Here is a 26388-nt window from a genome sequence, read left to right on the forward strand (position 1 = left end):
ACCGGCGGCACCGGGGACACTGGCCCGGTGACCGCCGTCGACGCCGCCACCACCGACGCCGCCACCGGGGAGGTCTCGGCAGCTCTCCGCCGGGCCGGGATCGGCGACGTCGACGACTCCGGCCTGGCCCGCGCGCTGTACTCCTCCGACGGGTCGCTGTACCGGGTGCTGCCCCGCGCCGTCGTCCGCCCGCGCGACGCCGACGAGGTGGTCGCCGCGCTGGAGGTGTGCCGGCAGCTCGGTGTCCCGCTGACGATGCGCGGGGCGGGCACCTCCATCGCCGGCAACGCGGTGGGCACCGGCGTCGTCGTCGACACCAGCCGGCACCTGACCCGGGTGCGCGCCATCGACGGCGAGGCGCGGACGGCGGTCGTCGACCCCGGCGTGGTGCAGGCCGCGCTGCAGGTCGCCGCCCGCCCGCACGGGCTGCGCTTCGGGCCCGACCCGAGCACCGCCAACCGCTGCACGATCGGCGGGATGATCGGCAACAACGCCTGCGGCTCGCGGGCGCTGGGCTACGGCCGCACGTCGGACAACGTGGTCGGCCTCGACGTCGTCACCGGGACCGGCCGGCGGCTGCAGCTCGTCTCCGGCGCCGAGCCGTCCGGGCTGGACGAGCTGCGCGCCCTGGTCGCCGCCGAGCTGGCCACCGTCCGCACCGAGCTGGGCCGCTTCGGCCGCCAGGTGTCGGGCTACTCCCTGGAGCACCTGCTGCCCGAGCACGGCTTCGACGTCGCCCGGGCCCTGGTGGGCAGCGAGGGCACGCTCGCCGTCGTCCTCGGCGCCACCGTGCGGCTGGTCGCCGACGCCCCGCACCGCGGGCTGGTGGTGCTCGGCTACCCCTCGATGGCCGACGCCGCCGACGCCACGCCCGGGCTGCTGCGGCACGGGCCGACGGCGGTGGAGGGCCTCGACGAGCGGATCGTGCAGCGGCTGCGCGACGTGCCGGCCGCCGTCGTCCCCGACCTGCCCCGGGGCGCGGGCTGGCTGATCGTGGAGGTCACCGGCGACACCGTCGCGGAGGTGCAGGCGAAGGGCGCCGCCGTCGTCGCCGACGCCGGCGCGGTGGACTCCCTGGTGGTCACCGACGTCGCGCACGCCGCGGCGATCTGGCGGATCCGGGAGGACGGCGCGGGGCTGGCCGCGCGCACCTCCGACGGGCGGCCAGCGCACGCCGGCTGGGAGGACGCCGCGGTCCCGGTGACCTCGCTGGGCGCCTACCTGCGCGAGTTCGAGGCGCTGCTGGACGGGCACGGGCTGCAGGGGGTGCCCTACGGGCACTTCGGCGACGGCTGCGTGCACGTGCGCATCGACTTCCCCTTCGGCCGGGAGCCCGACCGCGGCCGGGCGGCCTACCGCGCCTTCGTCGAGGACGCCGCCCGGCTGGTCGCCCGCTACGGCGGGTCGGTGTCGGGCGAGCACGGCGACGGCCGCGCCCGCAGCGAGCTGCTCGGCACCATGTACTCCCCCGCCGCGCTCGACCTCTTCGCCCGGGTCAAGGGCCTGTTCGACCCCGGCGACGTGCTCAACCCCGGCGTGCTGGTGCGTCCGGCACCGCTCGACGACGACGTCCGCGTGGCCGCCGCCCCCCGGCGGCGCGAGGGCCTGGCGCTGGCGTACCGGCACGACGGCGGCGACTTCTCCAACGCCGTCCACCGCTGCACCGGCGTCGGCAAGTGCCGGGCCGAGCCCTCAGGGGTCGGCGTCATGTGCCCGTCGTGGCCGGCGACCCGGGAGGAGAAGGACAGCACCCGCGGCCGCGCCCGGGTGCTGCAGGAGATGCTCGCGCCCGGCGGCCCGGTGCGCGACTGGCGCTCGCCGGAGGTGCACGCCGCGCTGGACCTGTGCCTGTCGTGCAAGGGCTGCTCGCGCGACTGCCCGACCGGCGTGGACATGGCCAGCTACAAGTCCGAGGTGCTGCACCAGAGCTACCGGCGTCGGGTCCGGCCGCTGTCGCACTACACGCTCGGCCGGCTGCCGATGTGGTCCGACCTCGCCGCCCGGGCGCCGCGGGTGGTCAACGCGGTGCTGCGCAACCGGCTCGGCGGACGGCTGGCGAAGTGGGGCGCCGGCGTGGACCGGCGGCGCGACCTGCCGGCCTTCGCGCCGCGCACGTTCCGGCAGCAGTTCACGCCCCGTCCGGGCGGCGGCGCTCCGGTGGCGCTGTGGGTGGACTCGTTCACCGACCACTTCGCGCCGGAGGCCGCGCGCGCCGCAGTGCGGGTGCTCGAGGCCGCCGGCTACACGGTGCAGGTGCCCGGCGACGACACGTGCTGCGGGCTGACCTGGATCACCACCGGCCAGCTCGACACCGCGAAGCGGGTGCTCGGCGACACGGTGCGGCGGCTGGTCCCGCTGGCCGACGCCGGCATCCCGATCGTCGGCGTGGAGCCCTCCTGCACCGCGGCGCTGCGCAGCGACGCCGTCGAGCTGCTCGACGACCCGGCCGCCGCTCGGGTCGCCGCGGCCACCCGCACGCTGGCGGAGCTGCTGACCGCCACCGAGGGCTGGGCGCCGCCGTCGCTGGCCGGCGTCGAGGTGGTCGCCCAGCCGCACTGCCACCACCACGCCGTCATGGGGTGGGCGGCCGACGAGCGGCTGCTGCGGCGGGCCGGGGCGACGGTGACACGGCTGGGCGGGTGCTGCGGGCTGGCCGGCAACTGGGGCGTCGAGCGCGGCCACCACGACGTGTCGGTGGCGATCGCCGAGCAGCAGCTGCTGCCCGCCGTCCGCGCCGCCGGTCCCGACGCCGTCGTGCTGGCCGACGGGTTCTCCTGCCGCACCCAGCTCGACCAGCTGGCCGGCCGGCGCGGTCGCCACCTCGCCGAGCTGCTCGCCGACGCCCTCGACCAGGCATAGGAAGCAATCCCCACGTTCTCGGGCTCGACACGTGCGGAGAGCTTCCTATGCCGCGACGGGTGGGAATGGGCGGCCGGGTGCGGTGTTGGCGCCGGGCATGACGACCATCGGCATCATCGGCGCCGGCCACATCGGCACGGCGCTCACCCAGGCGGCCACCGACACCGGCCACGACGTCGTGCTGGCCAACTCGCGCGGTCCCGAGACGCTCACCGACCTGGTCGAGGCGATCACCGCCCGCCCGTCGCGGACCGGGTCGGTGCGGGCGGCCACCGCCGCCGAGGCCGGCGCCGCCGGCGACCTGGTCGTGGTGACCGTGCCGCTCAAGGCGATCGGTGACCTGCCGGTCGAGCCGCTGGCCGGCAAGGTCGTGCTCGACACGAACAACTACTACCCGCAGCGTGACGGGCAGATCGCCGAGCTCGACGACGGGTCGACGACCTCCTCGGAGCTGCTGCAGCGGCACCTGCCGACCTCGCGGGTGGTCAAGGCCTTCAACCACATCCTGGCCGCGGACATCACCGCCCGGCGGACGCCGCCCGGCACCCCGCACCGGCGGGCCCTGGCGATCGCCGGGGACGACGCCTCGGCGAAGGAGACGGCGACCTCGCTCATCGACGGGCTCGGGTTCGACGTCCTCGACCTCGGCCCGCTGTCGGAGAGCCGGCGGATCGAGCCGGGCACCCCCGGCTACGGCCCCGACCTCGACCTCGACGGCCTGCGCCGGGCGACCGCGGAGGCCTCCCGCAGCTGAGGGCTCAGGCCGCCCGGCGGGCCAGCCGGTCGCGGGCCGCGCCGAGGACGGTGGGCGCCAGCGCCGCGGCGATGCGGGCGTAGCCGGCCGAGGACGGGTGGAAGCGGTCGGCGGAGAACAGCGCCGGGTCCGCGGTGAAGGCACGGCCGACCTCGGCGGCCACCGGCGCGACGACGGCGCCGTGCGCCCGCGCGACCGCGGCCTGGCGCTCCTGCAGCACGGCGCACGCGGCCCGCACGGCCGGCCGCAGCGCCGGCGGCACGAACGGGACGCTGGACATGTCCGGCGCCGGCACCACGACGACGTCGGTGCCGGCGGCGCGCAGGTCGGCCACGGCGGCACCGAGCGCGGCGGCGGCCGCCTCGGCCGGCAGGAACCGGGCGAGGTCGTTGGCGCCGATCACCACGACGGCGAGGTCGGCGCCCAGCGGCGCGACCCGGCGGACCTGGGCGGCGAGGTCCCGGGAGACCGCACCGGGGACGGCGAGCACGGTGAGGTCGGTGTCGATGCCGTCGCCGCGCAGCACCTGCGCCAGGCGCGGGCCGAGGCCCTCCTCGACCCGGGCGGCACCGGTGCCGTACGCGATGGAGTCACCGAGGACGACGAGGCGGAGCGGAGCGGTCACGCCAGGGACAACGCCGGCCGGCGGGGCGCTCTGCCCGGCGTGCGGGCCTCCCGGCGGTGACCCCCGCCACCGGCCGCGCGGACCCGGGCGGCCTGCCACGATGCCCGCGTGGTGGACCTCGAGGAGACCCTGCTGCCCGGCGTCGGCGTGCGCTACGGACTCACGACGCGCGACGGTGACCGCCTGGCCGTCGTCGTCCGCCGCGAGGGAGGCGTGGAGGTCGCGGTCTACGACCGGCGCGACCCCGACCGCACCCGCGGGGTCATCCGGCTCGACGCCGACGAGACCGGCGTGCTGGCCGAGCTGCTCGGCGCGCCCCGGCTGACGCAGCGCTTCGTGGACCTCTCCCGCGAGGTCCCGGGGCTGGAGTCGGGCCGCTTCACCGTGCGGCCCGGCTCTCCCTTCGACGGCCGCCCGCTGGGCGAGACCCGGGCCCGGACGCTGACCGGCTGCTCGATCGTGGCCCTGGTCCGGGCGGCCGACGTCGTCCCCTCCCCCGGGCCGGCCGACGTGCTGCACGCCGGGGACGTGCTGGTCGCCATCGGGTCCGCGAGCGGGCTGGGTCAGCTGGCCGCCCGGCTCGACGGCGGGTCGTAGGCCGGCGGCGTGCACGACACGGAGGCGCTGCTGGTCGAGCTGGGCCTGCTCTTCCTCGGCCTGGCCGCCCTCGGCCTGCTCGCCCGCCGCCTGGACCTCTCCCCCATCCCCTTCGTCCTCGTGGCCGCCCTGGCGGTGGGCGAGGGCGGGCTGGCGCCCCTGGGCACCGCCACCCCGTTCCTCGAGGCGGCGGCCGAGATCGGCGTCGTGCTGCTGCTGCTCGCCCTCGGCCTGGAGTTCTCCCCGGACGAGCTGTTCACCTCGCTGCGCCACCACGGCCGCTCCGGGCTCGTGGACCTGCTGCTCAACGCACCGCCGGGCCTGGTGGCCGGCCTGCTGCTGGGCCTGCCGTGGCAGGGCGCGCTCGCGCTGGCGGGCATCACCTACATCTCCTCGTCCGGCATCGTGGCGCGGCTGCTGGCCGACCTCGGCCGGCTGGCCAACCGGGAGACGCCGGCGGTGCTGTCGGTGCTGGTCCTCGAGGACCTGGCGATGGCGCTGGTGCTGCCGCTGCTCGCGGTGGCGCTGGCCGGCGGTGGTCCGGTGGCGGCCGGCGGCGGGCTGGCGCTGGCCGCCGGCACGGTCGTGCTGGTCCTGGCCGCCGCCCGGCGGCACGGTCACCACCTCGGGCGGCTGCTCACCTCGCCCGACGACGAGCAGGTCCTGCTGCGCCTGGTCGGGCTGACGCTGCTGGTGGCCGGCGCGGCGCAGGCGCTGGGCGTGTCGGCCGCGGTCGGGGCGTTCCTCGTCGGGCTTGCGCTGCCCACGCCGTTCGCCGAGCGGGTGCGGCGGATCCTCACCCCGCTGCGCGACCTGTTCGCGGCCACGTTCTTCGTCGCCTTCGGGCTGGCCACCGATCCCGCCGACATCGTGCCCGTGCTGCCGGCGGCGCTGCTGCTGGCCGCCGTGACCGCGGCGACCAAGGTCGCGACCGGCTGGTACGCCGCCGGCCGGGACGGCGTGGGCACGCCGGGACGCTGGCGGGCCGGGACCGCGCTGGTCGCCCGCGGGGAGTTCTCCGTCGTCATCGCCGGTCTCGCCGTGGCCGCCGGGCTGCCCGAGCTCGGCCCGCTGGCCACCGCGTACGTGCTCGTGCTCGCCGTGGCCGGTCCCCTGCTCGCCCGGCTGCCGGTGCCGCGCCTCGCGCGCCCGGAGCGCCCGGCGACCGCCTGAGGGGCCCCCGACGCGACGGAGCCCGGCCGGGGAGTCCTCCCGGCCGGGCCCTGTCACGTCGAGGTGCTGGAACGGCCTCGCTGCAGGGGCCCGCCGCGAGCGTGCGAGTGGCGGGCGGCAGCGGGGTCCTCCTAGGCCCTGGGACCGCCCGCGGCGTACACGACCTGGCCGGAGACGAAGCCGGCGCCCTCGCTGACGAAGAACGACACCAGGTGCGCGATGTCCTCGGGCTGGCCCACCCGCGCGACCGGGATCTGCGAGGCCGCGCCCTTGACGAAGTCCTCGAAGGGGATGCCCATGCGCTCGGCGGTCGCCTTGGTCATCTCGGTCTGGATGAAGCCCGGGGCGATGGCGTTGGCGGTGACGCCGAACTTGCCCAGCTCGATCGCCAGGGTCTTGGTGAAGCCCTGCAGGCCGGCCTTCGCCGCCGAGTAGTTGGCCTGGCCGCGGTTGCCCAGCGCCGAGGTCGAGGACAGGTTGACCACGCGCCCCCACTTGGCCTCGACCATGTGCTTCTGGCAGGCGCGGGTCATGAGGAACGAGCCCCGCAGGTGCACGTTCATCACGACGTCCCAGTCGACCTCGGTCATCTTGAACAGCATGTTGTCGCGGGTGACCCCGGCGTTGTTGACCAGCACGACCGGCGCGCCGAGCTCGGCGGCGATCCGGTCGACGGCGGCCTGCACCTGCTCGGCGTCGCTGACGTCGGCCCCGACGCCCAGCGCGCGCCCGCCGGCGCCCTCGATCTCCTGCACGGTGTCCTTGGTGGCGGCCTCGTCGAGGTCGACCACGGCCACGGCGAAGCCGTCGGCGGCCAGCCGCTTGGCGGTGGCCGCGCCGATGCCGCGCGCGGCGCCGGTCACGATGGCCACGCGGGGGGTTGCCTCGCTCATCGCTGTTCCTCTCGCTGGTGGGCGCGGCGTCGGTGCCGGCCGTCCGTGTGGGGGCCACCCGACGGGGAGTACCGGCGAGTAGCCCACGCTGCGCCGGACACGTTACGTCGGGCCCGTGGCGATCCTCCGGAGGCCCCGCCGGGCCGTGATCAGGGCCAGATCGAGGCCACGACGATCGCGGCGACCGACAGCTGCGCGGCGGCGCTGACCAGGCTGGCGGGGTGGAAGCCGACCTCGGTGACGAGGTGGCCCATCTTCCCGGGCGTGAGCAGGTCGAGCGCCACGAACGCCACCGCCTGCAGCAGCACGCCCAGCACGCCGAAGACGACGGTGTAGAGCAGCGCCTGCCCGAACCCGGCGGTGGCGTTGGTCCAGATGGTGGTGAAGATGATCGCGCCCTGGGCGAGGAAGCCGGCCGAGAGCACGATCGCCGCGCTCACCGACCGCTCGTGGTAGATGCGGCGGCCCAGGTGACCGGGGGTCAGCAGGTCGAGGGCGAGGTAGCCCAGGGCCAGCAGCACGAGGCCGACGGCGGTGTAGGCGACGGCGTAACCGATGCTGGCCAGCACGGGTGGGACCTCCGGGGAGCGACGACGGGGCGGACGGCCTGCAAGGTCTACCGCACCGCTCCCCGCGCCGGCACGCCGCGTGCCCCAGCCGGCGTGCCCCAGCCGGCGTTGCTCAGCCGGCAGGCGCTCAGCCGGCGTTGCTCAGCCGGCAGGCGCTCAGCCGGCGTCGCTCAGCCGGCAGGGGGCGTCCCGCCGGGCCGGACGACGTCGACCCGGTCGAAGCCCTCCGCCGTCGACGGCGGGAGTAGCCGGGCCCGGGTGGCGTGCACCCCGACGAGGGGGACCCGCGCCCGCCCCTCGCGGGCGTCGTTGCGGGCCAGGCAGGTGGCCGGCGGGGTGTCCACCCACACGGCGCGCACCGGGACGCCGGCGGTGCGGGCCGCGGCCACGAGCGCCGCGCGCTCGGCCGGTGAGGGGTTGGTGTTGTCGACGACCACGCTGCGCCCGGCGGCGAGGAGCTCGGCCACCACCCGCTGCTGCCGGGCCTCGCGGCGGCGCGCCCGCGGCCAGTGGTCCTTGCTGACCACCGCGTGCGTCGCGGCCAGGTGCTCGCGGACGTGGGTGGACTTGCCCGCGCCCTGCAGGCCCACCATCACGACCAGCTCCTGACCGGCGTTCAGGCGCTCCGCCGCAGCGGCGTCACCGGCTCGTCGTCGTCGAGGCCGGGACGGGCCGCGGGGTGCTCGACGAGGGCGAGCACCCGCCCGGACATGAACCGCGCGGTGCGCACCGGGGTGCCGCCGCGGGTGGTCTCGGTGACCTCCACCAGGCCGCGCCCGTGGGTCACGTCGACCCGGCGCCCGGCCCGGGTGGCCTCGATCTCGTAGGTTCGGGTAGCGCCACCGGCGTCGATGACGACCTCGACACGATCACCCTTCACGGGGTCCTCCTCAGGGGTCTCGCCGGGTACTGCACCCGACGTGTGGACAACGTCCCGCGGACCCCTGACATTCCTCGAACGCGCAGGTCAGTCCGGGTGTCCGCGACGTCCGGGCCAGTGCGGGTGCAGCGTCCGGACCGACGCCAGCGCGGCCCGCCGGGTCTGCGCGCGCTGCCGAGCACGGCTCGTGCGCGCCGCCCGCGGCTCCTCGCGCAGCAGGGCGTCGAGCCAGTGCCCGCGCGGGTCGACGTCGACCAGCAGCGCCTTGACCAGCAGGGTGAGCGGGATGGCCAGCAACGCCCCGAGCGCGCCCAGCACCCAGCCCCAGAACAGCAGGGCGAGGAAGGTGACGGTCATCGACAGGCCGACCGAGTCGCCGACGAAACGGGGCTGGATCAGCGTCTGGACGACGAAGTTCAGCAGCGAGTAGACGCCGAGGACCACCCAGAACTCGGTCCAGCCGCCGTCGAGCAGCCCGAGCAGCGCCGGCGGGATGACGCCGAGCACGAACCCGATGTTGGGCACGTAGTTGGTGATGAACGACAGCAGGCCCCACAGCACCGGCAGCGGCACGTCGAGGACCGCCAGCGCGATCCCGTCGCCGACCGCGACGATCGCCCCGAAGACCGTGCTGACCAGCAGGTAGGAGCGGGTGCCGCGGGCGAACAGGCCCAGCGCGATGGGCAGGTGCGGCCGCTCCTCGGCGACCAGCGCGAGCCGCCGGCCGAACCCGCCGGACTCGATGGCGAGGAAGACCATCGCCGACAGCAGCAGCACCAGCGTGCTGGCGGTGTCGGTGACGCGGGCGAGCAGGCCGGTGGCCAGGCCCACGAGCTGCCCGTAGTCGATCCGGTCGACCAGGCCCTCGATCTGCGTGGAGGACAGGCCGGCCTCGTCGAGGCGCCGCACCGCGTCGTCGAGGAGCTCGGCGAACTGAGGGGCGTAGTCGGGCAGCAGGACGGCGAACTGGGCGATCGCCACCACCAGCAGCGACCCGAACCCCAGCAGGACGCTCCACACCAGCAGCAGCAGGACCGACGCCGCGGCCCAGCGCGGCACCCGGTGGCGCAGCAGCCAGCGCTGCACCGGCATGAGCGCGACGACGACGACCAGCGCCAGGAGCACCGGCGCGACCAGCCAGGCGATCTCGCGGACCCCGGCGACGGCGATGGTGGCGGCCGCGGCGCCGACGAGCAGCACCAGCCAGCGGGGCAGCCCACCCGGCTCGGCCGGGACCGCGGCGGACGCGGCGGGGAGGAACTGCCCCTCGCCGGCCGGGTGGCGCTGGTCGGCGGTCGCGTCGGCGGTGGGGTCGGCGGCGTCCAGCACGGCCGCGACGACGTCCTCCTCGTCGACCGGCGGCAGCCGCGTGCTCCCGGTCGGCGACCGCTCCGCGCCCGGGCCGGGCACGTGCTGCTGCGTGGCCATGCGGTCCCCCTCCCCGTCCGGCGCCCCTCGCGGGTGCCCAGGGTGTCACGGCACACACCGGGCGCCGGGGCGGGTGCCGCCGGGTGTCGCGGCCGCCGCGCCGCTCAGCCGGACGCGGCGGCACCCACCCGGTCGGTCAGCGCGAGGACCCGGCGCCAGGCGTCCTGACAGGCCTCGGCCCACTCGGTCGCGGCCCGGTCGAAGAACGAGTGCGGCGCACCGTCGTAGACCGCGGTCTCGACGTCGGCACCGGCGGCCCGCATCCGCCCGGCGAGGGCGAGCTGGTCCTCGACGGGCGTGGCGGCGTCGGCACCGGCGATGACCATCAGCGTCGGGCGGGAGGCGCGCGACGCGGCCTCGCCGACCATCGCCGGCCGGCCGTAGAAGCCCACGCAGGCGGCGACGTCGAGGTCGCCGCCGGACTGCCGCCAGGAGTGGCTGCCGCCGAAGCAGAACCCGACGGTGACCACCGGCAGGCCGGGGCGGGTGCGGCGGCGCAGCTCGGCGACGGCCGCGGTGAGGTCGGCGTCGACCCCCGCCGGCGTCGTCCGCGGGACGTGGGCCTGCCAGTCGAACCCGGCGTCGCGGGTGCCGCCCTCGGCGACCCCGGCGGTCCGCCCGAACCAGTCCATCGCGACGGCGGGCACCCCTGCCTCGGCGAACCGCTCGGCCAGCGCGACGTAGTAGGAGTGCAGGCCGCGGATGTCCGGGAGGACGACGACGCCGGCGCCGGCCGCGGCGACGTCGGCGGGCAGGGCCCAGGCGGCGGAGAACCGGGTGCCGTCCGCGGCGGTGAGCGTGGTCAGCCCGGTGTCGCCGACCGCCGCGCTGCGCGGCGGTGCGGGGGGCCGGCCGGCGGGGTCGTGGCACACGCCGTCGTTGCTACCAGGGACGGCCGTCGGCCGCGCGGGCTCAGTCGACGTCGCTGGGCACGGCGGCCTCGGGCCGGCCCCCGAACACCTCGGCGGCCACCTCGCGGCGGGCGTCGGTGAGCCACTCGTACTGGCGGTGGGCCTGGTCGATGAGGCGGTCGAGCTCGCCGCGGTCGAGGCGGTCGTCGACCTCGCTGACGATCCGCAGCGTCTCGAAACCGCTGCGCTTGCCGCGCACCGCCGAGGCGAGGAACTCGAACTCGACGAGGTCCGACAGCGGCGAGCGGGACAGCAGCCGCCCGTTGAGCTTGGCGCGGGTCACCTTCTCCGCCACCCACACGCCGATCTGCTTGTACTGCCGCACCGGGACGCCGAGGGCCGCGGCGACCCGCAGCAGGGCGGCGCGCTCCTCGAGCAGCTGGCCCCGCAGCTCCTCCAGTGGCTGCTGCCAGCGGCTGCCGCGGTGCACGCGGGTCATGCGGCCGACCAGCTCGATGCCGCCGGTGGCCGCGGCCAGGTGGTCGTTGAGGTAGACGCCGAGGAGCTCGGCGTTGCGCTGGGGCTGCTCGGGCACGGCGGACCTCCTGGAGGGGCTTTCCGGACGGTCCATCCTCGCCGACCCCGGATCCGGCGCGCGCGGCGGCGTCCCCCGGGCGGGCGCTCACCCGGCGGTGCGGGCGAGCAGCCGGGCCGCGGCGGGCCGCAGCTCGTGCTCGAGGTCGAAACCGCCGGCGGCCAGCCGCTGGGCCACCGCCTGGCGGGACACCCCGAGCGCCGCGGCGGCCGCCGAGCGGGTGGCGCCGGCGGCGACCAGGTCGGCGGCGGCCCAGGCCGCGGGGCTGCGCCGGGTGAGCAGGACGGCGAGCGCGGTGAGCACCGCCTGCGCGTCGGCCGCGGCCTCGGCGTCGCCGCCGCGCACGGCCAGCCGGGCCGGCCGGCGGGAGGCGGCCTCGAGCGCGCGCCGGGCCGCAAGCGCGACCGGCCCGCCGCCGTCGGCGGCGTCCTGGCCCGGGGTGGCGGCCACCCCGATCCGCCAGCCGCCCGCCCGCACCAGACCCACGACGGCGTCGACGGCGGCGGGGGCGTCCGCGACCACGGCGGCCCAGCCCTCCCCCAGCGGGCGCGCATCCGGCCCGAGGACCGAGGGCGGCCCCGCGGCGGCCGCGGTCAGCGGAGCGCAGGCGACGGCCAGGGACACACGACGGAGCGTCGCCGTCCCCGCCGACCGGGGCAAGCTCCTGGGCTTGCTCCGCGCGCCGGTCAGTCCTGCACGAGCTCCGGGGGGAAGCCGCCGGTGGCCACCGGCCCCCAGGAGTCGACGGTGATCCGCAGCAGGGACTTGCCCTGCCGGAGCATCGCCGCGCGGTACTCCGCCCAGTCGGGGTGCTCGCCGCTGATGGAGCGGAAGTACTCGACCAGGGGCTCCAGGGCCTCGGGCAGGTCCAGCACCTCCGCGCGCCCGTCGACCTGCACCCAGGGGCCTTCGAAGTCGTCGGAGAGCGCGCACAGCGAGACCGCGGGGTCGCGGCGGGCGTTGCGCACCTTCGCCCGCTGTGGGTAGGTGGAGACGACCACCCGACCCTCGGCGTCGACGCCGTAGGTCACCGGGGAGAGCTGCGCCCCGCCCTCGCGGCGGCGGGTCAGCAGCACCGCGCGGTGGCGCGGGCGGAGGAAGTCGAGCAGCGCGGCGCGGTCGACACGGTCGGCGGTGGCGGTCCTGGGCACGGCCCCGACGCTAGCGGCGCCGCCGCCCGCCGGCGCCGGGGCCGTGCCCTCGGGACGGGGTCAGCCCCCGGCCTTCTTGACCCCGAACATGAGCACCCGGCGGTCGACGTCGTAGTGCACGGTGTCGTTGTCGACGAGCAGGTCCTGCAGGTTGTCGGCGTCGTCGGGGTCGAGGGTGAGGACCTCCTCCCACGCACCCTGGTCGAGGACGAGCTGCAGCGTGTACGTCCCCGGCTTGCCGGGCTCCCCGGCGACCCAGCTGAACTGGTAGTGCGACAGCTGCCGGACCTTGATGCTGTTGTCGGTGACCGGCTGCGGGACCTCGGGCATGGTCTCCCCTTCGGACGGACGTCCCCGGGGCGGTTCCCCGGGTCGACTCCCTACCCGGGCACGCCGCTCCCGACCCGGGACGGCCGACCGGGTTCCGGCGGTGGGGACCGCGGAACTGTGGTGCGATCACCGCATGAGGTTCCGCCTGCCCGGACGCCCGGACGCGCCCGCCGGTGGCGCCGCCCCCGGGGCCGGTGACGTACCCGGCGGGGCGTCGGCCGCCTCCGCGGGGGCGTCCACGTCGGCGTCCGCTGCGGCATCCACGTCGGCGCCCGGCGCCGCCCGGGAGCAGGGTCCCGGGCCGGCGCCGTCGTTGTCGGGCGAGGGCGGGGAGGGCGACCCGCGCGGCGCCGACCACCGGGCCACGTCCGCCCCGGCCCCGACGTGGGAGCGCGGCCGGCGTGCGATGTCGGCGATGAGCACCCTGGCCATCGGCTCGGCCCAGCTGCTGCTCATCAGCGGGGCGGTCGTCGTCGTCTTCTGGGTGCTGGGCAAGCTGTGGGTGATCCTGCTGCCGGTCATCCTCGGCCTGCTGTTCGCCACCGTGCTGTGGCCGCCGACCCGCTTCCTGCGCCGGCACCGCTGGCCTCCCGCGCTGGCCGCCGCGGTCGTGCTGCTGGTGTTCCTCGGCCTGATCGGCGGCCTCATCGCCGTCATCGCCCCGCAGGTGGCCGACCAGGTCACCGACCTCGCCGACCAGTTCGCCAGCGGCCTGCAGCAGGTCCAGCAGTGGCTGCAGGGGCCGCCGCTCGACATCGACGAGGACCAGCTCGGCCAGTACGTCGACCAGGCGATCGACTCGGTGCAGTCCAACGCGTCGAACATCGCCGGCTACGCCGCCACCGGCGCCTCCGCCGTCGGCAACGGCCTGCTCAACCTGGTGCTCGCCCTCGTGCTGGCGTTCTTCTTCATCAAGGACGGCCCGCGCTGGGTGCCGTGGCTGGCCGCGCAGACGGGCCCGCGCGCCGCCCCCCACGTGGCCGCCCTGTCGCAGAAGACCTGGAGCACGCTGTCGGAGTTCATCAAGCAGCAGGCGCTGGTCGGCTTCATCGACGCCTTCTTCATCGGCCTGGGCCTGTGGATCCTCGACGTCCCGCTGGTCATCCCGCTGGCGGTGCTCACGTTCTTCGGCGCCTTCATCCCGATCATCGGCGCCTTCGTGGCCGGCGCCTTCGCGGTGCTGATCGCGCTGGTCGACGAGGGCCTCACCGTGGCGCTGATCGTCTTCGGCATCGTGCTGCTGGTGCAGCAGATCGAGGGCAACGTGCTGCAGCCGATCATCCAGGGCCGCGGGTTCAACCTGCACGCCGCGGTGGTCATCCTCGCCGTCACCGCCGGCGGCAGCCTGGCCGGGATCATCGGCGCCTTCCTCGGGGTGCCGGTGGCCGCACTCATCGCCGTCGTCTACCGGTACACCCGGGACGCCATGGACGGCCGCCACCCGGAGGTGGCCGGCGACGGCACGCGGACCCAGGTCGCCGGGGACGACGACGGCGCCGTGCTGACCCGCGACGCGGCCCCCGGGACGGCCGCCCGCTGACCCGGGCGGGAATGCCGCCGCGCCCGCCGGCGCTGACCCCTGCGGACGTCGACCAGCAGGAGGTGCCGTCGTGGCGCAGCGACCGGAGGAGCTCGTCGAGCTGCTCCCCGAGGCCGAGCCGTTCCTGACCGCGGAGGCCGCGGTGGCCGCTCCGGGGGACCGGCGCGGGCTGGTGCTGGTGCACGCCCTCACCGGTGACTTCGACGCCGCCGACTCCGCGGAGTCCGCCGCCGCGCACCTGCTGGCCGGCCTGCCGCACCGGCCGGTGGCGCGCTTCGACGCCGACCTGCTGGTCGACTACCGCGCCCGCCGGCCGCGGATGTCCTTCGCCGGCGACCGCTACCAGTCCTACACCGCGCCGGAGATCGTGCTCTCCGCGCTGGAGGACGACTCCGGCGAGCCGTTCCTGCTGCTGCACGGTCCCGAGCCGGACTACCGGTGGGAGGGCTTCGTCGCGGCGGTCGCCGGACTGGTCGAGCGGCTCGGCGTCACCTCGGTGGTGGCGCTGCAGGCCATCCCCATGCCGGTGCCGCACACCCGGCCGGTGACGGTCACCGCGCACGCCACCCGCCGCGCGCTCATCGGGTCCTACCCGGTGTACTGGGGCGACCTGGTGGTCCCGGGCAGTGTCCCGGCCCTGCTCGAGCTGCGGCTGGGCGAGGCCGGCGTCGACGCGCTCGGCGTGGCCGCGCACGTGCCGCACTACCTGGCGCAGGCCACCTACCCGGCGGCGACGTTGACCCTGCTCGAGCACCTCGGCCGGCTGACCGGCCTGCTGCTGCCCACCGAGACGCTGCGCGAGGCGGCCCAGCAGCACCGCACCGACGTCGACGAGCAGATCGCCCGCTCGGCGGACAACACCGCCGTCGTCGCGGCGCTGGAGCAGCAGTACGACCAGTTCACCGCCGCCCGCGCGAGCAGCGACCTGCTCGGCAGCGTCGGCGAGGTGCCCAGCGGCGAGGAGCTCGGCGCGGAGTTCGAGCGGTTCCTCGCCGAGCAGGACCGCCACCGGGGCGAGTGAGGCTCCGGGGGCGCTTCGACGACGTCGCCGGCGGCACGGCGCGGTCCTTCCCCGGGACCTCCCGGGTGCTGGTCGCCACCACCCCGGCCGACGTCGTCCCGGTGCTCGCCGAGGTCGACCGCGCCACCGCCGCCGGCTGCTGGGCCTTCGGCTACCTCGCCTACGAGGCCGCGGCCGGGCTCGACCCCGGCCTGACCGTCGCCGCCCGGCCCGACGGCGACCCGCTGCCGCTGGCCGTCTTCGGGTTGGCCGACCGGCCGCTCGAGGTGCCCGTCGTGACCCCCGCCGGCGGCCGCGGGTACGCGGTCGGCCCGTGGGCCCGGGGCTGGACCGAGGCCGGTCACCGCGCCGCCGTCGAGGCGGTGCGCGAGCACATCGCCGCCGGCGACACCTACCAGCTCAACCTGACCGTGCGGATGCGCGCGCCGGTGTCCGGCGACCTGGAGCGGCTCTACGCCGACCTCGCCTGCGCCCAGGCCGGGTCGCACGCCGCCCTCCTCGACCTCGGCCGGCACGCCGTCGTCTCCGCCAGCCCGGAGCTGTTCTTCCGCTGGTCCGGCGGCGAGCTGCTGACCCGGCCGATGAAGGGGACCGCGCGCCGCGGCGCCACGCCCGGCGAGGACGCCGCGGCCCGCGCGCGGCTGCTGGCCAGCGACAAGGAGCGCGCCGAGAACCTGATGATCGTGGACCTGCTGCGCAACGACCTGGGCCGGGTGGCGCAGGTCGGCAGCGTCGCCGTCCCCGCGCTGTTCACCGCCGAGCGGTACGGGACGGTGTGGCAGCTGACCTCCGACGTCACCGCGCGCACCGGCCCGGACACCGGGCTGGTCGACGTCCTCCGGGCGCTGTTCCCCTCCGGCTCGGTCACCGGCGCGCCCAAGCGGCGGTCGATGGAGCTCATCGCCGCGCTCGAGGACGGCCCGCGCGGGGTCTACTGCGGCGCGATCGGCTGGGTCGCCCCGCCGGGAGCCGGCGACCGGGCGGTGTTCAGCGTCGCCATCCGGACGGTGACCGTGGACCGGGCGACCGGCACCGCCGAGTACGGCACCGGCGGCGGCATCACGTGGTCCTCCGACCCCGCGGCCGAGCACGCGGAGCTGCTGGCCAAGGCCGCGATCCTCGAGCCGGGCCCCGGCCCGTTCGGGCTGCTGGAGACGATGGCGGCCGAGCCCGACGGCCGGGTCCGCGACCTCGACCGGCACCTGGCGCGGCTGGCCGCCTCCGCCGCCGAGCTCGGCTTCCCCCTCCGCGAGGCCGAGGCCCGGCGGCGGCTGGCGGCCGCCGTCCCGCCGGGCGCGCCCGCGCGGCTGCGCCTGGTGCTGCACCGCGACGGGCGGCTCGACGTCGAGGCGCACCCGCTGCCGCCGCCGGCAGACGGGCCGGTGCGGCTGGCGGTCGACGACGAGCCGGTCGACCCGGCGTCGGTCTGGCTGCGGCACAAGACCACCCGCCGCGACGTCTACACCGCGGCCGCCGCCCGCCACCCGGACGCCGACGACGTGGTCCTCGTCAACACCGCCGGCTCCGTCACCGAGACCACGATCGCCTCCCTCGCCGTCCGGCTCGGCGGCGCGTGGTGGACCCCGCCGCTGTCGGCGGGCTGCCTCCCCGGCGTGGCGCGCGGCCGCCTGGTGGAGGAGGGCCGGCTGCGCGAGCGCGACCTCACCCCGGACGACCTGCGCCGCGCCCAGGCGCTCGCCGTCGTCAGCTCCCTGCGCGGCTGGCGCCCCGCCGTCCTGGTGTAGAGCCGGCTGTCGTGCTGGGACGGCCCCTCTGCACGGGCCCGCGCCGAGCGGAGCGAGGCGTGGGGGGGCGGCGGGGTCCTCCTTCTCAGGCGAAGACGATCGTCCGGTCGCCCTCGACGATCACGCGGTCCTCCACGTGCCAGGTCACCGCCTGCGCGAGCACCTGCCGCTCGACGTAGCGGCCCACCCGGCGCATGTCCTCGACGGTGGCGCGGTGGTCGACCCGGGCCACCTCCTGCTCGATGATCGGGCCGGCGTCGAGCTCGGGGGTCACGTAGTGCGCCGTCGCGCCGATCAGCTTCACCCCGCGGTCGTGGGCGGCCTGGTAGGGGTTGGCGCCGACGAACGCCGGCAGGAAGCTGTGGTGGATGTTGATCAGCCGCTCGGGGAACCGGCTGCAGAAGTCGGCCGACACGATCTGCATGTACCGGGCGAGCACCACCAGGTCGACGTCGCCGACGAGCTCCAGCGCCCGGGCCTCGGCCTGCGCCTTGGTCTCCGGCGTCACCGGCACGTGGTGGAAGGGCACCCCGGCCGCGGCCGCCACCGGCTCCAGGTCGGGGTGGTTGGAGACGACGGCGACGATGTCGGCGTGCAGGTCACCGGCGCGCACCCGGTAGAGCAGCTCCTGCAGCACGTGGTCGGTCCTCGACACGAAGACCGCCACCCGCGGCCGGTACGAGGCCTCGGTGAGCCGCCAGGTGAGCTGCCACTGCTGGGCCAGGAGCTCCAGCGCCCCCTCGAGCTGGGTGCGCCGCGCCGACAGGCCGGGCAGCACGAACTCCAGCCGCAGTGTGAACACCCCGCCGGTCGGGTCCGAGGAGTGCTGCTGCGACTCGGTGATGTTCGCCCCGACGTCGGCGAGCAGCCGGGAGAGCACCGCGACGATGCCCGGGCGGTCGGGGCAGCGCACCACCAGCCGACCGGTGTCGGCGGTGTTCACGGCAGAGGCGACGGGCGCGGCGGACACGATCAGCCATGGTGGCAGAGGCCGGCGCCGGCGCCGCCGCGGTCTCCTCCCTCAGAGGGAGGGCAGCCGGGCGCGGGTGCGGCCGGCGACGTCGAACAGGTCGCCGTACTCCTCCACCCGCGCCAGCACCTCCTCGGTGCGGAACCGCAGCTCACCGGGGTCGGCGCCGTCCCGCACGGCGTCCACCTCGTCCCACCCGACCGGGGCGGACACCGGGGCGTCGGGCCGGGCGCGCAGCGAGTAGGGCGCCACCGTCGTCTTGGCCGGGTTGTTCTGGCTCCAGTCGATGAGCACCTTCCCGGGGCGCAGCACCTTCTCCATCCGCCAGACGACGCGGTCGGGCGTCTGCGCCGAGAGCTCCTGGGCCAGCGCCTTGGCGTACCGGGACGGGTGGTCGCGGTCGGCGACCCGGATCGGGGCGTAGACCTGCATGCCCTTGGAGCCGGAGGTCTTGACCACCGGGTCGAGCCCGTCGTCGACCAGCCGCACCCGCAGCCGCTCGGCCACCTCGCAGCACTCGGCGATGCCGGCCTGCGGACCGGGGTCGAGGTCGAGCACCAGCAGGTCCGGCAGGGCCGGCTGCAGCTTGCTGCCCACCTGCCACTGCGGCACGTGCAGCTCCAGCGCGGCCAGGTTGGCCGCCCAGGCCAGGTCGGCGACGGTCTCGAGGACCACCATCTCCAGCACCTCGCGGTCCTTGGCGCTGCCGGGGCTGGGCACGGTGACCTTGCGAACCCAGTCGGGCGCGTGCCGGGCGCTGTTCTTCTCGAAGAACGCCTGCCCCTCGACGCCGTCGGGCCAGCGGGTGAAGGTCACCGGCCGGCCGGACAGGTGCGGCAGCAGCACCGGCGCGATGCGCACGTAGTAGTCGATGACCTGCGCCTTGGTGAACGAGACCTCGGGGAAGAGGACCTTGTCGAGGTTGGACACCGACAGCTGCCGGCCCTCGACGCGCACCCGCTGGCGGCTCACCGGCCCATCCCACCGCGCCGGGCCTACGGCGACCACTCCACGACGACCTCGTCGACGTCGAGGTCCTCGCGCAGCCCGCGCCACGCCGGGTGGCGCAGCCGGCCGTCGGCCGTCCACGCGGCGAAGGCCACCTCGCCGACCAGCTCGGGCTCGGCCCACCGCGCATCGCGGGCGACCTCGCGCGGCAGCGCGTCGGCGAACGGCGGAGTGCGGCGCGGGGTGAGCAGCGCCCCGAGCTCGCGCAGCGCCGCGTCGGGGAAGCCGGTGCCCACGTGCCCGGCGTAGACCAGCCGGCCGTCGTCGTCGTGGACGCCGACCAGCAGCGAGCCCACTCCCCCGGCGCGCCGCCCCTTGCCCGGCCGCCAGCCGCCGACGACGACGCTCTGCGTGCGCAGGTGCTTGACCTTGCGCCACTCCGGCGCCCGCACGCCAGGCCGGTAGGGCGAGTCCAGCCGCTTGGCGACGACGCCCTCGAGGCCGTTGTCGCGGCTGGCGGCGTGGACGTCGGCGCCGCCGCCCCGGAACCACGGGGTGGTCACCCAGCGCCGCCCCTCGGCGCCCAGGCCGTCGAGCCGCTCCCGCCGCTGGTCGTAGGGCAGGTCGAGCAGGCTGCGCCCGTCCAGGCTCAGCACGTCGAAGACCAGGTAGGTCACCGGCGCCGCGGCGGCCAGCCGGGCGACCTCGGCCCCGCCGGTGCGGTGCATCCGGTTCTGCAGCAGGCCGAAGTCGGGCCGGCCCAGCCGGTCGAGGGCCACCACCTCGCCGTCGACGACAACGTCGGCGCGCCCGAGCGCCGCAGGCAGCTGACCCATTTCGGGATAACGGTCGGTGAGCGGGGTGCCGCTGCGCGCCCACAGCTCGACCCGGCCCCGGCGGACGGCGGCCAGCGCGCGGACGCCGTCCCACTTGAACTCGTAACCCCACGCGGCGTCCTGGCCGCGCGGCGGCAGCTCGCCGGCGACGGCGAGCATGGGCGCCGGCACCGGCGGCGCGGGGAGGACGGCGGGGCGCACGGGTCAGGCGCTGCGCCGCGACGTGCGCTTGGCCGGCTCCTTCTTCGCCGCGGTGACCTTGCGCGCGCGGGTGGTGCGCACCGGCGGCTCCTCCGCGGCGACCGCGGCCGTGCGCGCCGGGGCCTCGCGGGCCGCCGTCCTCTCCGCCGGCGCCTTCTCCGCCGCCGGGGCCCGCTTCGCCGCGGCCCGCTTCGCCGGAGCCCGCTTCGCCGGGGCCCGCTTCGCCGCGGCCGTCGCGGCCGGGGCACGGCGGGCGGGGGCGGGGGCCTCGTCCTCCTCGTCGGCGCCTCCCCCGCGGGCGCGCTCGACGCTGCGGCGCAGCGCGCTCATCAGGTCGACCACGGCCGCGCCCGGGTCGGCGGTCTCGGGCACCGGCTGCACCTCGCCGCCGGTCTGCTTGGCCTCCAGCAGCGCGGTCATGGCCTCGCGGTAGTCGTCGGTGAACCCGGCGGGGTCGAAGTCGCCGGCCATCGAAGTGATCAGCGCCTCGGCCATCTGCAGCTCCTGCGGCCGGACCGAGACGTCCTCGTCGAGGAAGCCGAAGTCCGGACGGCGGATCTCGTCGGGCCAGCGCATCGTGTGCAGCACCAGGACGCCGTCGCGGACGCGCATCGCGGCCAGCGACTCCCGCTGCCGCAGCGCGATCTTGGTGATGGCGACCTGGCCGGTGTTCTCCAGCGCGTCGCGCAGCAGCACGTACGGGCGGGTCGCCGGGCCGTCGGGCTCGAGGTAGTAGGTCTTCTCGAAGTGGATGGGGTCGATCTCGGCCTGGTCGACGAACTGCAGGACCTCGATCTCCCGCCGGGTGGCCAGCGGCAGCTCGGCGAGGTCGTCGTCGGTGAGGACCACCAGCTGCCCGTCGGGGAGCTCGTAGCCCTTGGCGATGTCGCCGTACTCGACCTCCTCGCCGTCGATCGAGCAGACCCGCTTGTACTTGACCCGCCCGCCGTCGGCGGCGTGCACCTGGTGGAAGCGGACGTCCCTGTCCTCCGTGGCCGTGTACAGCTTCACCCCGATGCTGACCAGGCCGAACGAGACCGCGCCGCGCCAGATCGAGCGCATGTCCACTCCCCTTCCCCGGGCTCCGCGACCATCGGCGGCGCGGCCCGCAGGATAGGTGCGGGCCGGCGCCCCGGCAGCGTCGTCGCTGCTGGTCTCCTCCGCCCGGGGGAAGCGGGCGTCCTCCTGTCAGGCCTGCTCGGCGTGCCGGCCGGCCGTGTCCTCGTCGTCGTCGCTGCCGTCACCGCGGCTGCCGCCGCCGCCCTGATCCTCCTCCGGTCCGCCGCCGGTGACACTGCTCTGCAGCGCGTCGTAGGCGAACTGCAGGACGTCGGAGCCGGCCACCATCGTCATCGTCAGCGCCGCCAGCCGGGTGGCCCGCGGCGCGGCGACGTAACTGAACACGAAGCCGGTGCCCACCCACTGCGCGAGGCAGAACGGGCAGGTCACCAGCTCGCCGACCGCGTGCTTCCAGCCGTGCTCCACGCGCAGGTCCTCGGCCAGCTCGGCCTCGCCCGAGGCGCCCTGGAAGCGGGCGAACGGCGCCCGCAGCGGACTGGTGACCGGGTCCTTGGCGATCCGGCGGGCGAGCCGGAAGGTGCCCACGGTGAGCAGGACGGCGTCGCCGAGCGGGATCCGCGAGGGCAGCTCGCGCCCGGTCGCCCGGACGACGGCGGCACCGGTGGCCACCGCGGCGCTGTAGACGCTCATCGCACCCAGGAAGCCGCCCAGCGGCCGGCCCTCCCCGCCGTCGTAGCCGCGGGCCTGCTCGGTCGCCCAGCGGCGGACCGGTTGCCCGATGCGCGCCACCTCGTCCTGGATCGCCATGGCGGCTGCGCTACCCGGGGGGCCGGTGCGCCATGCGGTCGTGCGCGACCCGTTCCGCCCGGGACTCCTGCCGCATGGGCCGCGGGGAGCCGGGTAGGCGCAGGAGCAGTCCGCCGCCGGGTGCACCGTCCCGGCGGCCCGAGAGGGAGGAAGCCGATGACCCAGCCCGACCCCGGAGCCGTCCACTCCGCGCTCAACGACGCCGAGTTCCCCGACGACGAGCGGGGCCTGACCGGGGTGGCCGAGGACGCCGGCAGCGACGCCGGCGCGACGCGCCCGGAGGGGCAGACCGCCCGCGACGTGTTCCCCGAGGACGAGGGCATCCCGGAGGTCTCGCAGGACGACTCCCCCGGCATCGCGGCCTCCGAGGACCCCGAGTTCGCGCCGCTGCCGCGGGAGGACCCCGGCGCCTCGATCGACTTCGGCACCACCGCCGCCGAGCAGTCCGAGGGCGAGTCGCTCAGCGGCCGCCTGGAGCGCGAGGTGCCCGACGTGCAGCCCGGTGTGCGTCCGGCGGAGGACCCGCAGGCGGCGTCGATGCAGCTCGAGCAGGACACCTCGACGACGTTCGACAGCGACTCGGGCACGAACAAGACCGCCGACGACGTCGAGGCCACCGCCGACCGCCGCGCCGGGGGCGAGGGCCCGGAGGAGGCCGCCGTCCACGTGCTCGACACCTGATCCCCCGGCTCCCCCGGTTCCCCGACCGGCCCGGCAGGTCACCCGCTGAGGGGGTCCTGCCGGGCTGGTTGGCGTGCGGCCATCCGGTTGTCTACGTTGTAAATGCGGTTGAGCAGGCAGCCGCGCGCGCCGGCCGACCGTTCCCGGCGTGTTCCCCACGACCGACCGCCCACCCGGGGTACCGACGTCCCCGGTCTCCGCGGCGGTAGATTGACCGGTGGCCGTTCCGTTCGGCGCGGCCACTGAGAGGAGCTGCGTCCGTGACCGCATCCGACCTGCCCGCCGGGGGGCAGCCCGACGTGTCCACCGAGGGCACGGAGGCTCCCTTCGACGACGTGATCACGCTCTCGACCTCCACCGGTGAGGACGGCGCGGTCACGGTGACGGTCGTCGGCGAGGTCGACACCTTCACCGCGCCGGTGCTCCGCTCCTCGTTGGACACCCAGCTCGAGCAGCAGCCCCGCGAACTGGTCATCGACCTGTCCGGCGTCCAGTTCCTGGGGTCGGCCGGCCTGGCCGTCCTCGTCGAGACGCAGAAGTCGGCCCGCGCCCGCGACGTCGGCCTGCGCCTGGTCGCCACCACCCGGGCCGTCACCCGCCCGCTGGAGGTCACCGGCCTGATCGACCTGTTCACCATCGTGGACAGCAGCGCCCGCTGACCGTCCGCCGCACCATCCCCGACGAGGCCCCGCTCCGGCGGGGCCTCGTCGCTTTCCGGGACCCGGTTCAGGCGGACGGCAAGCGGCACTGGAAGGACCCGCCTGCCCCCCACCGCTCACAGGCTCACGGCGGGCCCCTGCAGGCGGGCCGCCTAAGCGGACAACAAGCGGCACACTGCTTGCTCGAGCACCTTCTGGGCCTCGCGGTCGTCGTCGGTCTGCGTCAGCTCACCGAGCGCGTCGGCGACGGTCTCGCCGTGCTCGTACCGGTCGACCACCCGCGGGTCGACGTAGCTGGCCTTGCAGACCGCGGGGGTGTTGCCCAGCTGCTCCGACACCCGCACGTAGGCGTCCCGGATGGTCTTGTCCCGCTCGGTCTTGGTCCTGGGGAAGGGCCGCTCGGCCAGCGCGGCGGCCATCATCACCGTGGCGTTCCACGTCCGGAAGTCCTTGGCGGTGATCTCCGCGCCGCTGACCTCCTTGAGGTAGGCGTTGATCTCGTCGCTGGTGACGTCGCGCCAGCTGCCGTCCTCCAGCTGGTAGGCCAGCAGCTCCTCCCCCGCGTCGTCGGGGCGTTCGAGCAGCTGCCGGACGACGGTCGCCGTCGGCCGGTCGGTGATCTCCACCTCGCGCTCGATGCTTCCCTTGGCGGTGTACCGGAAGTAGGTGCGCTCGCCGCGGACCGTGACGTGCTCCCGGCGCAGCGTGGCCAGGCCGTAGGTGCCGTTCTCCTCGGCGTACTCCTCGCTGCCGATCCGGAAGGTGCCCAGGTCCAGCAGCCGCAGCGCGCAGGCGAGCACCCGCTCGCGGTTGGGCCCGCGGGTCCGCAGCGCCGCGGCGACGCGGTCGCGGACGTCGGGCAGCTCGGAGGCGATCGCCAGGACCCGCTCGTGCTTCTCCGCGTCGCGCCGGGCCCGCCAGGCGTCGTGGTAGCGGTACTGCCGCCGTCCCGCGGCGTCGAGGCCGGTGGCCTGGATGTGACCGTTGGGCCACGGGCAGATCCAGACGTCCTTCCACGCCGGGGGGATGGCGATGCCCTTGATCCGGTCGAGCCGCTCGGGGTCGCGGATGAGCGCGCCGGTCTCGTCGCGGTAGGCGAAGCCGCGCCCGGCGCGGCGCCGGGTCCAGCCGGGGCCGTGCACGTTGCTGCGCCGCAGTCTCACGCCCCGTGGATGGGCAACCGGCCGGTCCGGTAAACCGGGCCCGCGGGTCAGCGCAGCTCGACCAGCCGCTGCAGCCCGCTGACCTCGAGGATGTGCCGGGTGACGCCGCCGTCCGGCGCGTGCACCACCAGCCGCCAGCCCTCGGACTCGGCGATGGCCGCCACGGCCAGCACCACCCGCACCGCGGCGCTGCTGAACAGGGTGACGGCGGTCAGGTCGAGCTCGACGCGGACGGTGCCGCCGTGGCTGGCCTCCAGCAGCCGGATCCGCAGCTGCTCGGCGCCGACCAGGTCGACGTCGCCGGCCGCGCGCACCACGGGGCTGCCGCCCGCCCGGTCGACGACGACCGTGGCCCCGGTGCCGCCCACCGGGTGCTCGGGCTCCTCGACGGGGCTCTGCCGCAGCCGGGTGCGCAGCGTGACCGTGGTGCCGTGCTCGCCGCGGACGACCATGCCGTCGACGAGCTGCCGCATGATCAGCAGGCCACGGCCGCGGTCGCCGGGGTCGCGGTCGGGCGGGCGCCAGGTGCCCTCGTCGTGCACGGTCACGGTGAGCACGCCGTCGACGTCGACCGCGGCGGTGACCCGCATCGGGCCGGGCTCGGTGTCGCGGTAGGCGTGCTCGGCGGCGTTGGCGCAGGCCTCGCCCACGGCCACCATCACGCCGACGCGGTCCTGCTCGCCCATGCCCAGCGCCGTCAGCCACGCCCCGAGGCGGCGGCGGACCGCGGGCAGCGCCGAGGGCACCGCCACCAGGTCCAGCTGCAGCGGCTCCACCGACCGGGAGCGGCGGTGCGCGACCAGGACGGCGACGTCGTCGGGGCGCCCGTCGGCGGTGAGCAGCCCGGCGGCGATCCGGGAGGCGAGCCCGGCCACGGCCTCGCCGTCGAGGGCGGCCGGGTCGGTGAGCGCGGTGCGGGCGACCTCGCTGAGCCGCCCCAGTCCCATGGAGGGCGGCGGGCCCGCGGCCGCCACCGCGCCGTCGGAGTAGAGGACCAGCGTGGCGCCGGGCTCGAGCTGCGCGCGGGACACCGGGGTGGCCGCGCCCGGGAGCGTGCCCAGCGGCGGGCGGGCGGCCACCGGCAGGTAGGTGGTGCGGCCGTCGGCGTGCACCAGCAGCGGCGGCGGGTGCCCGGCCGCGGCGAAGGCCAGCGCGCCGGTGGCGGCGTCGAGGACGGCGTAGAACACCGACGCGCCCTGGACGTCGTCCATCTGGGCGGCGAAGTCGTCGAGCGCCCCCAGGACGGCGGCCGGGGCGGGGTCGTGCAGCGCGCTGGAGCGCATCGCGCCGCGCAACCGGCTCATCGCGGCCGCGGCCGGCACCCCGTGGCCGACGGCGTCGCCGATGACCAGCGCCAGCCGGCCGTGCCCGAGCGGCACCGCGTCGTACCAGTCGCCGCCGGCGGCGCGCGCGGAGGTGGCGGGGTGGTAGCTGCCCGACAGGCGCACGTCGGGCAGCAGCGGCAGGGACGGCGGCAGCAGCGAGAGCTGGGCCTCCCCGACGACGTCCGGGAGCGGCCCGGGCGGCGGGGCGTCGCCGACCCGGTCCTCGGCGCCGTCGGGCACCAGGCCGCCCTCGAGCACGAGCACCGCCCCGGGGTCGGGCCCCGCGGCCAGCGGGCGGACCGCCACCGTCACCGGCGGCCCCTCCTCGTCGAGGACGCCGGTGAGGGTCTGCGGACGGCCGGTGCGCAGCACGCTGGCGACCAGGTCGGCCACCGGCCGGCCCCCCACCACCGGCAGGTCGTACGGCGCGGCCCCCAGCTCACGGGCGCGGGCGTTGGCCCACACGGTGCGCTGCTCCGGACCGGTGACGAACCAGAGGGCCGAGGGCGCCTCCTCCAGGGCGGCGACCAACGCGGCCGGGCCCTCGTCCACGACGGGACGGGGCCCCGGCGGCGAGCTGCCCTGGCTGGTGTTCATCCGGCACAAGCACACAACAGCGCCTGCGGCCCGGCAACCGCGCACCGGGTCCGTCCGGCGCGCGTTTGACCTGCTCGGCCGCGGGGTAGCCCCCCGCGCTGGCGTGCGGCCGGGCGAGAGCCCCGGCCCCGCGCGGAGCGCACCACGACCCGGCGGGCAGGATGGAGCCG

Annotated in this window: 27 protein-coding genes; 9 read left to right on the forward strand and 18 right to left on the reverse strand. The window is 76.5% G+C overall.

Annotated features, from left to right (window positions below; all coding sequences use genetic code 11):
- Positions 1-27: 27 nt before the first annotated feature.
- Both CHC04_RS19260 and CHC04_RS19265 read left to right on the forward strand, forming a co-directional pair.
- Positions 28-2859 (forward strand): FAD-binding and (Fe-S)-binding domain-containing protein, encoded by a 2832-nt coding sequence (locus CHC04_RS19260; RefSeq protein WP_089405580.1) that lies wholly within the window; start codon positions 28-30, stop codon positions 2857-2859.
- Positions 2860-2956: 97 nt separating this feature from the next.
- Positions 2957-3613: an NADPH-dependent F420 reductase gene (locus CHC04_RS19265; RefSeq protein WP_089405581.1), complete on the forward strand. Its 657-nt coding sequence runs from the start codon at positions 2957-2959 to the stop codon at positions 3611-3613.
- A gap of 4 nt (positions 3614-3617) precedes the next feature.
- On the opposite strand, the gene CHC04_RS19270 is transcribed toward CHC04_RS19265, so the two are convergent.
- Positions 3618-4238: an SGNH/GDSL hydrolase family protein gene (locus CHC04_RS19270; RefSeq protein WP_089405582.1), complete on the reverse strand. Its 621-nt coding sequence runs from the start codon at positions 4236-4238 to the stop codon at positions 3618-3620.
- Positions 4239-4346: 108 nt separating this feature from the next.
- On the opposite strand from CHC04_RS19270, the gene CHC04_RS19275 reads away from it, so the two are divergent.
- Together CHC04_RS19275 and CHC04_RS19280 are read left to right on the forward strand one after the other, a co-directional pair.
- Entirely contained in the window at positions 4347-4835 is a 489-nt protein-coding gene (locus tag CHC04_RS19275; protein ID WP_245817497.1) for a cation:proton antiporter regulatory subunit, read from the forward strand.
- Between the two features lie 9 nt (positions 4836-4844).
- Entirely contained in the window at positions 4845-6008 is a 1164-nt protein-coding gene (locus CHC04_RS19280) for a cation:proton antiporter (protein WP_089405583.1), read from the forward strand.
- Between the two features lie 131 nt (positions 6009-6139).
- Here the strand turns inward: CHC04_RS19280 and fabG are convergent, their stop codons facing one another.
- From fabG to CHC04_RS19330, 10 genes are all read right to left on the reverse strand, one after another.
- A complete protein-coding gene (gene fabG, locus CHC04_RS19285; protein ID WP_089405584.1) occupies positions 6140-6901 on the reverse strand; it encodes a 3-oxoacyl-ACP reductase FabG in 762 nt (253 codons plus the stop codon).
- 149 nt (positions 6902-7050) lie between these two features.
- Positions 7051-7470, reverse strand: coding sequence for a DUF350 domain-containing protein (locus CHC04_RS19290; protein ID WP_089405585.1), 420 nt, complete (start codon positions 7468-7470; stop codon positions 7051-7053).
- A 170-nt stretch (positions 7471-7640) separates the two neighbouring features.
- On the reverse strand, positions 7641-8063 hold the full coding sequence (locus tag CHC04_RS19295; protein WP_089405731.1) for an ATP-binding protein: 423 nt from the start codon (positions 8061-8063) through the stop codon (positions 7641-7643).
- A gap of 23 nt (positions 8064-8086) precedes the next feature.
- On the reverse strand, positions 8087-8350 hold the full coding sequence (locus CHC04_RS19300) for a hypothetical protein (protein WP_089405586.1): 264 nt from the start codon (positions 8348-8350) through the stop codon (positions 8087-8089).
- A gap of 87 nt (positions 8351-8437) precedes the next feature.
- Positions 8438-9778, reverse strand: coding sequence for an AI-2E family transporter (locus CHC04_RS19305; protein WP_089405587.1), 1341 nt, complete (start codon positions 9776-9778; stop codon positions 8438-8440).
- 104 nt (positions 9779-9882) lie between these two features.
- The gene (locus CHC04_RS19310; protein ID WP_089405588.1) at positions 9883-10650 is read right to left on the reverse strand and encodes a dienelactone hydrolase family protein; all 768 of its coding nucleotides are present in this window, start codon (positions 10648-10650) and stop codon (positions 9883-9885) included.
- A 40-nt stretch (positions 10651-10690) separates the two neighbouring features.
- Positions 10691-11224 carry a hypothetical protein gene (locus CHC04_RS19315; RefSeq protein ID WP_245817498.1) on the reverse strand — a complete coding sequence of 178 codons (534 nt, stop codon included), beginning with the start codon at positions 11222-11224 and terminating at the stop codon, positions 10691-10693.
- Positions 11225-11311: 87 nt separating this feature from the next.
- Positions 11312-11848, reverse strand: a complete 537-nt coding sequence (locus CHC04_RS19320; protein WP_089405590.1) for a hypothetical protein — start codon at positions 11846-11848, stop codon at positions 11312-11314.
- A 62-nt stretch (positions 11849-11910) separates the two neighbouring features.
- Complete coding sequence (locus CHC04_RS19325; protein WP_089405591.1) at positions 11911-12375, reverse strand: PPOX class F420-dependent oxidoreductase; 465 nt, start codon at positions 12373-12375, stop codon at positions 11911-11913.
- 60 nt (positions 12376-12435) lie between these two features.
- A complete protein-coding gene (locus tag CHC04_RS19330; protein WP_089405592.1) occupies positions 12436-12705 on the reverse strand; it encodes a hypothetical protein in 270 nt (89 codons plus the stop codon).
- Positions 12706-13120: 415 nt separating this feature from the next.
- Between CHC04_RS19330 and CHC04_RS19335 the strand changes: the two genes are divergently transcribed.
- From CHC04_RS19335 to pabB, 3 genes are all read left to right on the forward strand, one after another.
- Positions 13121-14245 (forward strand): AI-2E family transporter, encoded by a 1125-nt coding sequence (locus CHC04_RS19335; RefSeq protein ID WP_245817500.1) that lies wholly within the window; start codon positions 13121-13123, stop codon positions 14243-14245.
- A 70-nt stretch (positions 14246-14315) separates the two neighbouring features.
- Positions 14316-15266, forward strand: coding sequence for a proteasome assembly chaperone family protein (locus tag CHC04_RS19340; RefSeq protein WP_089405594.1), 951 nt, complete (start codon positions 14316-14318; stop codon positions 15264-15266).
- Positions 15263-17011 (forward strand): aminodeoxychorismate synthase component I, encoded by a 1749-nt coding sequence (pabB, locus tag CHC04_RS19345; protein ID WP_089405595.1) that lies wholly within the window; start codon positions 15263-15265, stop codon positions 17009-17011. Before CHC04_RS19340 ends, pabB begins: the two co-directional genes overlap by 4 nt.
- Positions 17012-17096: 85 nt before the next feature.
- Here pabB and purU read toward each other — a convergent pair whose 3' ends face one another.
- From purU to CHC04_RS19370, 5 genes are all read right to left on the reverse strand, one after another.
- Positions 17097-17981, reverse strand: coding sequence for a formyltetrahydrofolate deformylase (gene purU, locus CHC04_RS19350; RefSeq protein ID WP_089405596.1), 885 nt, complete (start codon positions 17979-17981; stop codon positions 17097-17099).
- A gap of 51 nt (positions 17982-18032) precedes the next feature.
- Entirely contained in the window at positions 18033-18953 is a 921-nt protein-coding gene (gene ligD / locus CHC04_RS19355; RefSeq protein ID WP_217897459.1) for a non-homologous end-joining DNA ligase, read from the reverse strand.
- A 23-nt stretch (positions 18954-18976) separates the two neighbouring features.
- Positions 18977-19966 (reverse strand): non-homologous end-joining DNA ligase, encoded by a 990-nt coding sequence (gene ligD, locus CHC04_RS19360; RefSeq protein WP_245817502.1) that lies wholly within the window; start codon positions 19964-19966, stop codon positions 18977-18979.
- A 3-nt stretch (positions 19967-19969) separates the two neighbouring features.
- On the reverse strand, positions 19970-21028 hold the full coding sequence (gene ku, locus CHC04_RS19365; protein ID WP_089405734.1) for a non-homologous end joining protein Ku: 1059 nt from the start codon (positions 21026-21028) through the stop codon (positions 19970-19972).
- A 126-nt stretch (positions 21029-21154) separates the two neighbouring features.
- Positions 21155-21793 carry a DUF1360 domain-containing protein gene (locus CHC04_RS19370; RefSeq protein ID WP_089405597.1) on the reverse strand — a complete coding sequence of 213 codons (639 nt, stop codon included), beginning with the start codon at positions 21791-21793 and terminating at the stop codon, positions 21155-21157.
- Between the two features lie 156 nt (positions 21794-21949).
- Between CHC04_RS19370 and CHC04_RS19375 the strand changes: the two genes are divergently transcribed.
- Together CHC04_RS19375 and CHC04_RS19380 are read left to right on the forward strand one after the other, a co-directional pair.
- Positions 21950-22474 carry a hypothetical protein gene (locus CHC04_RS19375; protein ID WP_089405598.1) on the forward strand — a complete coding sequence of 175 codons (525 nt, stop codon included), beginning with the start codon at positions 21950-21952 and terminating at the stop codon, positions 22472-22474.
- Between the two features lie 260 nt (positions 22475-22734).
- Positions 22735-23133 carry an STAS domain-containing protein gene (locus CHC04_RS19380; protein ID WP_089405599.1) on the forward strand — a complete coding sequence of 133 codons (399 nt, stop codon included), beginning with the start codon at positions 22735-22737 and terminating at the stop codon, positions 23131-23133.
- Positions 23134-23285: 152 nt separating this feature from the next.
- On the opposite strand, the gene CHC04_RS19385 is transcribed toward CHC04_RS19380, so the two are convergent.
- Together CHC04_RS19385 and CHC04_RS19390 are read right to left on the reverse strand one after the other, a co-directional pair.
- On the reverse strand, positions 23286-24296 hold the full coding sequence (locus CHC04_RS19385; protein WP_245817505.1) for a DNA topoisomerase IB: 1011 nt from the start codon (positions 24294-24296) through the stop codon (positions 23286-23288).
- 47 nt (positions 24297-24343) lie between these two features.
- On the reverse strand, positions 24344-26218 hold the full coding sequence (locus CHC04_RS19390; RefSeq protein ID WP_089405600.1) for a SpoIIE family protein phosphatase: 1875 nt from the start codon (positions 26216-26218) through the stop codon (positions 24344-24346).
- Positions 26219-26388 lie beyond the last annotated feature (170 nt).

Source organism: Geodermatophilus saharensis (genome assembly GCF_900188205.1).
GTDB classification, from domain to species: Bacteria; Actinomycetota; Actinomycetes; order Mycobacteriales; family Geodermatophilaceae; genus Geodermatophilus; species Geodermatophilus saharensis.